This window comes from Nonomuraea aridisoli (assembly GCF_003236395.1).
GTDB lineage: Bacteria > Actinomycetota > Actinomycetes > Streptosporangiales > Streptosporangiaceae > Nonomuraea > Nonomuraea aridisoli.
Genome location: NZ_POUD01000068.1, coordinates 25,341 through 36,397, shown reverse-complemented (window position 1 = coordinate 36,397; position 11,057 = coordinate 25,341). Strand labels below are relative to the sequence as shown.

The 11,057-nt window shown below is 74.3% G+C and carries 10 protein-coding genes; 1 reads left to right on the top strand and 9 read right to left on the bottom strand.

From position 1 onward, the window contains the following. A partial coding sequence (locus C1J01_RS18345; RefSeq protein WP_111180198.1) for an SMP-30/gluconolactonase/LRE family protein occupies nucleotides 1–810 on the bottom strand: 810 nt, incomplete at its 3' end. A gap of 152 nt (nucleotides 811–962) precedes the next feature. Between C1J01_RS18345 and C1J01_RS18340 the strand changes: the two genes are divergently transcribed. Beyond that, entirely contained in the window at nucleotides 963–2,987 is a 2,025-nt protein-coding gene (locus C1J01_RS18340) for a SpoIIE family protein phosphatase (protein ID WP_235854511.1), read from the top strand. On the opposite strand, the gene C1J01_RS18335 is transcribed toward C1J01_RS18340, so the two are convergent. From C1J01_RS18335 to trpB, 8 genes are all read right to left on the bottom strand, one after another. Then, nucleotides 2,964–3,836 (bottom strand): pentapeptide repeat-containing protein, encoded by an 873-nt coding sequence (locus tag C1J01_RS18335; protein ID WP_111180197.1) that lies wholly within the window; start codon nucleotides 3,834–3,836, stop codon nucleotides 2,964–2,966. The two genes, C1J01_RS18340 and C1J01_RS18335, sit on opposite strands and share 24 nt — an antisense overlap. 45 nt (nucleotides 3,837–3,881) lie before the next feature. Further along, on the bottom strand, nucleotides 3,882–4,646 hold the full coding sequence (locus C1J01_RS18330; RefSeq protein WP_111180190.1) for a GNAT family N-acetyltransferase: 765 nt from the start codon (nucleotides 4,644–4,646) through the stop codon (nucleotides 3,882–3,884). A 40-nt stretch (nucleotides 4,647–4,686) separates the two neighbouring features. Further along, nucleotides 4,687–5,460, bottom strand: a complete 774-nt coding sequence (uppS, locus tag C1J01_RS18325) for a polyprenyl diphosphate synthase (RefSeq protein WP_111180189.1) — start codon at nucleotides 5,458–5,460, stop codon at nucleotides 4,687–4,689. A gap of 95 nt (nucleotides 5,461–5,555) precedes the next feature. After that, complete coding sequence (locus tag C1J01_RS18320; protein WP_111180188.1) at nucleotides 5,556–6,524, bottom strand: small ribosomal subunit Rsm22 family protein; 969 nt, start codon at nucleotides 6,522–6,524, stop codon at nucleotides 5,556–5,558. Nucleotides 6,525–6,664: 140 nt separating this feature from the next. After that, complete coding sequence (locus C1J01_RS18315; protein ID WP_111180187.1) at nucleotides 6,665–8,170, bottom strand: xylulokinase; 1,506 nt, start codon at nucleotides 8,168–8,170, stop codon at nucleotides 6,665–6,667. Between the two features lie 46 nt (nucleotides 8,171–8,216). Then, a complete protein-coding gene (locus tag C1J01_RS18310) occupies nucleotides 8,217–8,990 on the bottom strand; it encodes a GntR family transcriptional regulator (protein WP_111180186.1) in 774 nt (257 codons plus the stop codon). After that, nucleotides 8,987–9,802 carry a tryptophan synthase subunit alpha gene (trpA, locus tag C1J01_RS18305; protein WP_111180185.1) on the bottom strand — a complete coding sequence of 272 codons (816 nt, stop codon included), beginning with the start codon at nucleotides 9,800–9,802 and terminating at the stop codon, nucleotides 8,987–8,989. Before trpA ends, C1J01_RS18310 begins: the two co-directional genes overlap by 4 nt. Continuing rightward, nucleotides 9,799–11,004, bottom strand: a complete 1,206-nt coding sequence (trpB, locus tag C1J01_RS18300; protein WP_235854510.1) for a tryptophan synthase subunit beta — start codon at nucleotides 11,002–11,004, stop codon at nucleotides 9,799–9,801. Before trpB ends, trpA begins: the two co-directional genes overlap by 4 nt. Nucleotides 11,005–11,057 lie beyond the last annotated feature (53 nt).

Here is an 11,057-nt window from a genome sequence, read left to right as displayed (position 1 = left end):
GAGGGCGCCGGCGAGGGGTTGGCCGGCGCGGTCCACGTCGAGGGCCGAGGTGGTGATGAACAGCCGGTCGAGGTCGTCGCCGCCGAACGCGACCGCCGTGACCTTGCGCATCGGCAGCGTGACGACCGCGTCGAGCCGCCCGGCGGGGGTGTAGCGGTGGACGGCGGCGCCCTCCCACAACGCCACCCACACCCCGCCTTCGGCGTCCACCGTGAGCCCGTCCGGCGCGCCCTGCGCCGGGTCGACGGTGACGAACGGCCGCCGCCCGCTCAGCCCGCCGTCCGGGTCGTAGTCGAGCACGTCCACCCGCCCGGTCGCGGTGTCGGCGTAGTACGCCAGCCGCCCGTCCGGGCTGAAGTCGAACCCGTTCGAGATCGTCACCTCCGGCAGCACCACGCGCAGGACGCCGTCGGGCCCGGCCACCGAGAAGGAGCCGCGCCCGGGGCCGGCGTCATAGGCCATGCTGCCGATGTAGAAACGGCCGTCGGGGTCGCAGCCGCCCTCGTTCATCCGGATCTCCGGGTCGCTCCACGCCTCGCCGAGCGAGCGCAGGGGCGCGTCGAGGTCGTCGGAGTCGGCCAGCAGCAGCTCGCGTTCGCCGGCGACGACGTACCCGCCCGAGACGCGGGGCCGGACGACGGCGGCCAGCGGGCCGACCCCGCGGCGGCGCACGGCGCCGTCGGGACCGAGCTGGAGCACCTCGCCCGCCAGCATGTCCACGAACCGCAGCCCGCCCCAGCGCGCACACCACACGGGCCCTTCGCCGTGCTCGGTGACGGGATCGGTCACGGGGTACGCGGTGATGGTCATGCCGGCCTCCTGGGGGTTGATCACCAAGACCTTAACGCCGGAAATGTGGCGATCAACAGCCCCGGTCGCCGCAAGGATCTACCTTGCCCACGCCCCCAAAACCGTGCGCAAAGTACACATTGGTACATATGGGAAGTGCGAAGGTACGGAAGTTGGCGGCGTTTCCGCTCAGCGTCTTCGACTCCGCTCCCGTGGGCGTGATGGTGACCGCCGGCCCGGATCACCGGCTGATCTACTCCAACCACGCCCACCAGCAGATCGTCGGTGCACGCCCGATCGGGGCGCCGATCCGGGAGGCGTTCCACGACCTACGCCAGGAGGGCTACTTCGCGCTGCTCGACCAGGTCCTCACGACCGGCGAGTCGGTGATCCTGCGGGAGATGCCGTTCGAACTCGGCGACTACGACCCGCTCGGGCGCGAGCGCTTCTCCACGGTCAGCATGTCCAAGATCTCGCTAGGGGACGAGGAAGGCCTGATGATCGTGATCGTGGACGTCACCGCCCAGGTCGAGTCGGCCGCGGACACCGAGGGCGAGGGAAGGCGCAGGTTCCTGCAGCGCTACCAGAGCCTGATCCAGCTCGAGTCGCAGGGAGTGTGGGTGACCGGCCAGGCGGGCGAGGTGATCGAGCCCAGCCTGGGGTGGCAGCGGCTGACCGGGCAGTCGTGGGAGGAGCACCGCGGCAACGGCTGGCTGGACGCCGTGCACCCCGACGACCGCGAACGCGCCGCAGAGCAGTGGGCCCGCGCGGTCGAGCGGCTGGAGCGCCTGGAGCAGGAATTCCGCGTGAAGACCAAGGAAGGCCCGTACCGGCACATCCGGGTGCGCGCCGCGCCCGTGGTCGAGGGCCGCGAGGTGATCGAGTGGGTCGGCACCATCACCGACGTCGAGCACGAGTGGCGGGAGGAACGCCACCGCGAGCTGCTCGACCGGGCCGCCGCGGTGACCGCGGATCTCGCCGGCCTGGACGAGGTGCTGGCCGCGCTGGTCGACGTGATCGTGCCGACCGTGTCCGACGGGTGCGGCATCTACGTGCTGCCGGAGTTCGAGGACGAGTCCATCCCGACGCCGTTCGTCGCCGAGCGCCTGGTCAGCATCGTCCGGGAAGGGGACCGGCCGCCGCAGCCCGGCCCGCAGCCGTTCGACCACGACTGCGACTTCGTCACGGCGATCAGGACCCGCCGGCCCGTGCACCGGGTCTTCTCCCCCGGTCAGGCGCCGCCCGGCGCCGTGCCGCCGGGCGCCGAGGCGTGGTTCGAGGCCGCCCGGGGCAACAGCCTGGCCCTGGTGCCGGTGGTCGTGGACGGCGTGGTGGCGGCGGTGGTGCACGCGGCGGTCTGCGGGGACCGCGAACCGCTCGGCGAGGCGGAGGTCGACCTGCTCGGGCGCATGCTCGATCACGCGCACGCCCACCTCAGCAACGCGATGCGTTTCCAGCGCACCCAGCGCATCGCCCTGGCCCTGCAGAACTACCTGCTGCCCGACCCGCCGGAAGTGCCCGGCCTGGAGATCACCGCCCGGTACCGGCCGAGCGCCACCGCCGCGGAGATCGGCGGCGACTGGTACGACTCGTTCCGGCTGCCGGACGGCTCGACCGTCCTGACCGTCGGAGACGTGGCCGGGCACGACCTCGCGGCCGCCGTCACCATGAGCCAGTTGCGCAACATGCTCAGAGGACTCGCGATGGACCGCCGCGAGCCGCCCGGCGACATCCTGCGCCGCCTGAACATCGCCACGGAATCCCTCTACCCCGACGGCACGGCGACCTGTGTCCTCGCCCGCCTGGGCGGCCCGCTCGGCGGCGGACGGCGTCTCGAGTACGCCGTGGCGGGCCACCCGCCGCCCCTGCTCGTCACCTCGGGCGGCGAGGCGCGCTACCTCGACGACGGTCTCAGCCCGCTGCTCGGCGTGACCGGCGACATGCCGCGCGACAGCGCCGTCGTGACGCTGCCGCCGCACAGCACTCTGCTGCTCTACACCGACGGGCTGGTCGAGGTGCCGGGCGAGCACCTCGACGAGGGCCTCGAACGGCTGCGCCGCTGCGGCGCCTGCCTGGCCGACACGCCTCTCGGCGAGTTCTGCGACAACCTGCTCACCCGCCTGTCCATGGCGCGCACCGACGACATCGCCATGATCGCCGTACGCCTGCCCGGGTCAGCGGCGGTTTCGGCCGGCTGAGGAACGGCGCCGGGGGCCGGCGGGGCGCGCGGCGGTGTCCGGCCAGTGGGCGGGCCGGGTGAGAGCGGCGGGCAGGCGCGTGGCGCGGTCGCCCTTGGCGGCGTTCACCTGGGGCTGGGTGAGGAAGATCGAGCCGGTCAGGTCGGCGCCGGACAGGTCGGCGCCCCGCAGGTCGGCGCCGATGAGGTCGGCCTGCCGCAGGTCGGCGCCGCGCAGATCGGCCCCGATCAGGTACGCCCCCCGCAGGTTGGCCCCGCGCAGGTCCGCGCCGCGCAGCCGCGCGCCGATCAGATCGGCTCCGCGGCGTTCGCCGCCGCGCAGCCCGGCCCGCGCCAGCTCGCTGGTCCGCAGCAGCAGCTCGTTGACCTCGGCCCGCCAGGCCGCCACGTCGAGCTTCTCCAGCGCGTCGGCGCTCTCCCGGGTCAGCCGCTCGGTCCGGTCGAGGGCGTCGGCCAGCGCCGGGCGGATCGGCCGGGCGGCCTCGATCTCCAGGGCCTCCGTCAGATACCACAGCAGCTCGTGCAGCTGCCGCATGACGGGGAAGACCGCGTACATCTGCCGCGCCGACCCGGGGGCCTCGCGCCAGCTGCGCCCCTCGAACGTGATCTGCGAGACCTTCTGACCGGCGCCGAGGCAGTCGAACACCGTGCACCCCGGGAAGCCGCGCGGCCGCAGCTCGGCGTGGATGGCGCAGCGGAAGTCGTCGCGCAGGTTGCGGCACGGCTGCCCGGCGTCCTTGTCGGCGGCGAAGTCGGCCGAGGCCGAGAACGGCAGCGCGACGCAGCACAGCCCGAAGCAGCTCTCGCAGTCGGCCAGCAGGCCGAGCTCACGCGGGTTCGTCCGGGGCAACGTGTCGATCTCCTCACGACTGGTGGTGCGGCAGGTCAAGGGTACTCACGCGTGGAGGTACGGCGTCGTCGTGGTGAGCGGCGCGAAGCCCAGCCGCTCGAGGATGGGGCGGCTCTGGCTTGAGGCGTCCACCTGAAGGTACCGGTAGCCGCGGGCGACCGCCTCGCGGGCCCGGTGCGCCACCAGCGCCCGGTAGACGCCCCTGCCCCGCCACTCCGGCGCGGTGCCGCCGCCCCACAGGCTCGCGAACCGGGTGCCCGGGTGCAGATCCATGCGGGCGGCGCTGACGGGGACGTCGCCCGCCATGGCCAGCACGGCGACGACGGAGCCGGCGGCGAGCTGCTCGGGCAGGCGCTCCCTGATGTGGTCGCCGGAGCCGAAGGCCAGCTCGTGCACGCGCGCCGCCGGCTCCACGCCCTCGGGCCCGGTCACCGGGACGAGCCTGACGCCCTCCGGGAGCACGACCTCACCGGCGACCGCGGCGGCCTCGGCCACCATGAGCGTCTCCGCCGGTTCCGCGACGAAACCGGCGGCCAGCAGGCGCCGGTCGAGGTCGGCCGGCCCGTCGTGTCCGTACAGTTTCCATTCGAACGCCCGCCCGAGCGCGCCGAAGTAGCGCACCTGCTCGGCGATCGCCGCGTCCGCCCGGTCGGCGTCGAGATCGGACCAGAGGACGCCGTTCCAGCCGTGTCCGGGGCCGACGTGGCGGACGATGTCACCAGCCCGTTCGACCTCGGCGCCGGGGCCGTCGGGGGCGGCCTCCCGGCGCAGCTCACGGTCGAACAGGGCCAGTACGTGTTCATGATTCACCCGGACACCTCACCAGCGGGCGGGCCCTGCGGGCAAGCGGTTATCCGCCGTAGCGCCGCTGGCGGGCCGCGAAGCTGCGCAACGCCCGCAGGAAGTCGATCTCGCGGAACGCCGGCCAGTACGCCTCGCAGAAGTACAGCTCGGAGTAGGCCGACTGCCACAGCAGGAAGTTCGACATGCGGTGCTCGCCGCTGGTGCGGATCACCAGGTCGGGGTTGGGCTGCCCGGCCGTGTAGAGGTGGCGGGTGATGTCGTCGGCCGTCAGCGTCGCGGCCAGCTCCTGCATCGTCTGGCCGGCCTCGGCCCGCTCGTACAGCAGCTCGCGCATGGCCTCCACGACCTCCTGGCGGCCGCCGTAGCCGATGGCGAGCGTGAGGTGGAATCCGGTGGTGCAGGTACGGGTCGCCTCGACGGCGCTCTTGAGCGCCCGGGCGGTGGTGTCGGGCAGGAGGTCGAGCATGCCGGCCACGTGGACCTGCCAGTGGGAGTCGGGGCGGTCGAACTGCTCGCTGACCATCTCCTCCAGCACCTGCAGCAGGAGCGCCACCTCCTCGTCGCCGCGGCGCTGCAGGTTCTCCGTCGAGCACAGGAACACGGTCACGTGGCTGATGCCCAGGCCCTCGCACCACGACAGCACGTGCATGATGTGCTCGGCGCCGTACTTGTGGCCCATGCTCGGGTGGGCCAGGCCCATCTGCCGGGCCCAGCGCCGGTTCCCGTCGGCGATCAGGCCGACGTGGCGGGGCAGCGGGCCGGCCAACACCTGGCGGCGCAGCCGCCGGGCGTACAGGGAGTGAAGGAGGTCAGTGTGCACACTCCCAGAATGGACCCGGTGCGGCACCGGAATCTGATCTTTCCTGATTTCCGATGCCGAGATGCGTGATCGTGTGACCGGTGGTGCGCGGGGCGTCACCGGGGCGGCCAGCCGTCACCCCATTCCACGTCGCGGGCCGCGCGGTAGAGGTCGCCCTGCCGTTTGGAGACGATCACGTCGCTGAGGCCGCCGTCGTCGGCGCACAGGCGCAGGGAGACCACGCCCTTGCGCTTCTGCGGGTGGCGCAGGACCCGCCCCGCGGGACGCGGCCCCGGGACGGCCGCGGCGGCCACGTACGAGAACTTCTCGTCCTCGAAGCTCAGCGTGCCGGCCTTGACGCGGCGGTGCAGGGGGCTCCTGGGCAGGCGTACGGAGAAATGACACCAGTCGCGGCCCGGCTCGATCGGGCAGCGGCCGTCGTGGGGGCAGGGGGCCAGCACGCTCAGCCCCGAGGCGGTCAGGACCTCGCGCGCCGCGGCGACCGTGGCGTAGCCCACGGGGGTGCCGGGCTCGACGATCACGACCATGGCGGCGTCCTCGGCCAGCCACCGCACGACCTGCGCCTGCTCCGCCTCGGGGATCTCGCCCAGCGCGTACGACATGGTGACCAGGTCGGCGGCCGGCCGGTCGAGGCCGGCGCGGACGCCCGCCTGCCGCCACGTCGTCGCGTCCAGCGGGCGGGACCCGCGGGCCAGGCGTCTTCCGAGGTCGATGACGTGCGGGTCGTGCTCGATGACGGTGATCTTCTCGACGGACGGCCACACCTCGGCCGCAGCCCAGATCGCGGCGCCCGTACCGCCGCCCGCGTCGAGCTGGCTGCGCGGCGCGAACCCCGGGCTCAGCGCCGCCGCCCGCCGCAGCGCCGTGGCGGCCGCGGCGTAGGTGGCGGGCATGCGGTACGCGGCGTAGGCGGCGACGTCGGCCCGCGAGCGCAGGTGGTTGCCGCCGGTCGAGATGCCGGTGCGGTAGCGCTCGGTGAGCCGGGCCGTGGCCTCGGCGAGCTCCTGCGGCGTGAAGCGGGTCAGGGCGCGGTCGAGCGCGGTTCTGAGGTCTTCGGGAAGCATGACGGGGAATCCACCCAGGAGGACGTGTTGACGTGTGCGGAAAAAGACTCCGGGCGACCGCACCCTGGCCACCGGGCGGAGACGACCGTACCAATCATGCGCCACCGTCCACGCCCCCACCACCGCATTCCCGCCCGGGGTCAGTCCTGGGCGGCGCGCCAGGCGTCCAGACGGGCGTGCACGTCGCGCAGCGCCTCGTACGTCCTGGTGTAGACCTCGTAGAGCGGGTCGAGCAGGTCGGCGCGGGCCGGATCGGGCGCGAACACCCGATCGACGACGACCGCCGCGCGGGTGGCGGCGGTGATGTCCGGGTGGAGGCCCGCGCCGACGGCGCCGAGCAGCGCCGCGCCGAGAACGGCTCCGTTGTCGCGGGCCGCCAGCCGGGCGACGGGGCGGCGCAGCACGTCGGCGAAGATCTGCGCCCACAGGTCGCTGCGGGAGCCGCCGCCCGACAGGGTGATCGTCTCCAGCGGCGCGCCGCAGGCGGCCTCGACCGCGGCCAGCGCCTGGCGGCCGGACATGGCGACCCCTTCCAGGACGGCCCTGGACAGATGGGCGTCGGTGATGTCCGCGCCGAGCCCGAGGAACGCGCCGCGTACGGCGGAGTCCCACAGCGGGGCGCGCTCGCCGAGCAGGTGCGGGGTGAAGACCACGCCGGAGGCGCCGGGCGGCGCGGTGGCGGCGGCGTCCAGGACCTCCGGCACGCTCAGGGAACGGGCCCGGCTCCACCAGGACAGCGCGTCGCCTCCGGCCTGGGTCGGCGCGGCGTGCACGTACAGGCCGTGGGTGCGCGGGAAGGTGACCACACCGCGGTTCGGCAGGCTCTGCCGGGAGGCGCCCGCGACGATGAGCGACGTGCCGCACGACAGCAGGGCGCGGCCCGGCTCGGTGGTGCCCGAGCCGAAGACGGTGCCGAACGCGTCCATGGTGCCGGTCACCGCGGGGACCCGCCCGAGGTTCGGCACCTGCGCGGTCACGGGCCCGAGGGGCGCGGCGGGGGCGGCCAGCGGCGGCAGCCGGCCGGCGAGCCCGTCGACCAGCGCGACGGCCTCGGGCGCGTACCGGTCGCCGGAGCCGTCGACCAGGCCGACCGAGGACAGGCCGTCGCTGCTCACCGTGCCGGTGAGCAGGGCGTTCACCCAGTCCTTCGGGCTGAGCACCCAGCGGGTACGGGCCCACAGGTCCGGGTGGCGGCGGGCGAACCACGCGGCGCGGGAGACCAGCCGGGAGGCGTCCAGCGTGATCGGGCCGCCCCAGACGCGGACCTTGTCCTCGGCGGTGAACCGGCCGTCGAGCTCCCGTGCCACGGCGGCGCACCGCTGGTCCTGCCAGGTGATGGCCGGGGCCAGCGGGCGCAGGCGCTCGTCGGCGAACACGTGCGTGTTGACCTGGCTGACCAGGCCCACCGAACGGACGTCCGCGCCCGGCACCCCGTCGAGGACGGCGGCGATGCCGCGCCGGCAGCCGTCCCACCAGTCGCCGGGGTCCTGTTCGGCGTACCCGGGGCGGGGGCGGGCGGTGGCGTGGCCGACGGTGTGCGCGCGCAGCAGGGCGCCGCCGGCGGTGAACAGGGCGGTCTTGACCGCGGTGGTGCCGACGTCGATGCCGAGGATCAGAGCGCGGGAGGATTCCTGGCGGGCGTTCATGACCGGGAGGTTAGCGCCGCCCCGCCGCGCCCGGGGCCCGTGATCGTCAGTTGGGGCCGCTCGCCGAACTGGCGGCGCCCCAGGTGAGGGAGAGGCCGGCGGCGGCGCGTTCGGTGCGGATCTCCATCATGGTGCCGAGGATGGTGGCGTGGTCGCAGACCACGGGCGTGGCGTCGAGCGTGTAGGTGATCCGGGTGCTGACGAGCACCGGGCTGCCTTCGGGCTCGTGCAGGTGGCGGGCGGCGGCGGGGCCGAGCAGGCCGGGCCGGACCACCTCGGACGCCCGGGCGACCGCCACTCCCGCGTCGGCGAGGGCCGTGTAGAGGGAGACGGCGGTGAAGTCGCGGTCGCGGATCCGGTCGGCCATCGGCCGGCGCACCCAGGACACCTGGTGAACGGCCGGACGCCCGGCGAACTCGCGGACCCGTTCCAGCCGCAGGGCCGTGTCGCCGGGACGCAGCCGCAACTCCGCGGCGATCCGGGCGGGGGCCCGCCGCACCGCCCGCCCGGCCACCACGGTGCGCACGTCGTGGCCCTGTTGCCGCAGGTCGTCGACCAGGCTGCGGAGCGAGCCGAGCTGGTAGGCCAGGTGGGGCGGGGCGACGAACGTGCCTTTGCCGGGCTGCTGCACGATCAACCCCTCGCCGCTGAGCTCCCGCAACGCCTGGCGCAGCGTCATGAGGGTCACCCCGTAGGAGGCGCTCAGCTCCCGCTGCGGGGGCAGCGCCTGTCCGGGGGCGTAGTGTCCCGACCGGATCTTCGCGGCGAGGTCGGCGGCGATGGCGCGGTATCTCGCCTCGTGCCCGGCGTCGGCGGTCATCGTGGTGGGTCACACTCCTGGTCGAGGGCCTGGCGCAGGGTCGCGAGGAAGGCCCGCAGGTCGCCCGGCCCGGCCCCGTCGAGCACCCGCCGCATGACCGCGGCGCCGACCACCACGCCGTCGGCGTGCCGGCGGGCTTCCCGCGCCTGGTCCGGCGTGGAAATGCCAAATCCTAGCAAGACCGGCCTGTCGGTGCCGCGTCTGATCCGCGCCGTGAGCTCCGCCGCGGAGGCGGCGAGGGTGTCCCGCTCACCGGTGGTGCCCATCAGCGACACCGCGTAGACGAACCCGCGGCTGCGGCGCGAGATCTCCTCCAGCCGCGGCTGCGGCGTCGCCGGCGACGCCAGCAGGACCAGCTCGATCCCGGCGGCGGCGGCCACGTCCGTCAGCTCGCCCGCCTCGTGCACCGGCAGGTCGGGCACGATCAGCCCGCCGACGCCGGCGCGGCGCAGCGCCGCGCAGAACGCCTCGGGTCCGTCGTGCAGCACCAGGTTGTAGTAGGTGCTGGCGACCAGCGGCACGCCCAGGTCCGGCAGCTCGGCCAGGTCGGCGAGGATCCGGCGCGCGCTCGCCCCCCGGGCCAGCGCCGTGTCGTTGGCCTCCTGGATGGTGGGACCGTCCAGCGTGGGGTCGGAGAAGGGCAGGCCGACCTCGATCGCGTCCGCGCCGGCGGCGGCGAACGCCCGCAGGCAGTCCGTCCAGCCGGGGGTGATCCTCCCGGTGACGAACGGCATGAGCAGGCCGCGGCCGGTGTCGCGGCGGGCACGCAGGTGGCGTTCGACCGCGCCCGCGGTCAGGGTGGGGTTCGTCACACCAGCTCCTTCAGGGTGGAGATGTCCTTGTCGCCCCGGCCGGACAACGTCATGAGGACCGTCGACCCGGCGGGCAGCTCGCCGCTGCCGGCGGCGCGGATCACCCAGGCGAGGGCGTGCGCCGATTCGAGCGCCGGGACGATGCCCTCGGTGCGCGCCAGCCGTACGGCCGCGCCGACCGCCTCGTCGTCGGTCACCGTGACGTAGCGGGCCCGGCCCAGGTCGCGCAGGTGGGCGTGCTCCGGGCCGACGCCCGGGTAGTCGAGCCCGGCGGCGACGGAGTGCGCCTCGGTGATCTGCCCGTCGTCGTCCTGCAGGAACAACGAGCGGCAGCCGTGCAGGACGCCGAGCCGGCCGCGGGCCGCCCCGGCGCCGCCCTCCGCCTCGACGCCGACGAAGCGCGCCGGGGTGTCGGCGAACCCGGCGAACGTGCCGGCCGCGTTGGAGCCGCCGCCGACGCACGCGACCACGTGGTCCGGCACGCCGGTCCGCAGCTCGGCGGCGCACTGCCCGCGGGCCTCGTCGCCGATGACCCGCTGGAACTCCCTGACCATCCACGGGTACGGGTCCGGCCCGACGACGGAGCCGACGCAGTAGTGGGAGTCGCCGGTCGCGCCCACCCAGTGGCGCATGGCCTCGCTGGTCGCGTCCTTGAGGGTGCGGCTGCCCGTGGTCACCGGCACCACCTCGGCGCCCAGCATGCGCATGCGGAAGACATTCAACGCCTGCCGCTCCATGTCGCGCTCGCCCATGAAGACCGTGGCCTCCAGCCCGAGCAGCGCGGCGGCGGTCGCGGTGGCCACCCCGTGCTGGCCCGCCCCGGTCTCGGCGATCAGCCTGCGCCGTCCCATCCGCGTGGCCAGCAGGGCCTGGCCCAGCACGTTGTTGATCTTGTGTGATCCGGTGTGGGTGAGGTCCTCGCGCTTGAGGTACAGCTGCACGCCCAGCTCTCGCGACAGCCGCCAGGCCGGGGTGAGCGGGGTCGGCCGCCCGGCGTGCACGGCGAGCAGCCGCGCCAGGCCGCCGCGGAAGCCCGGATCGGCCCACGCCTCCCGGAACGTCTCCTCGACCTCGCGGCACGCCTCCACCAGCGACTCCGGCGCGTACCGTCCGCCGTACTCGCCGAACCGGCCCCGCGCCTGGGGCTCGCCCATCGTCCCGGCCGCCGCGACGGGCTCGCTCCGCGGCAACACGTCTCGCATCACACTCACCTCGTTCTATAACTCTTCGGAGAGTTCTATAACAGTGAGTGTGG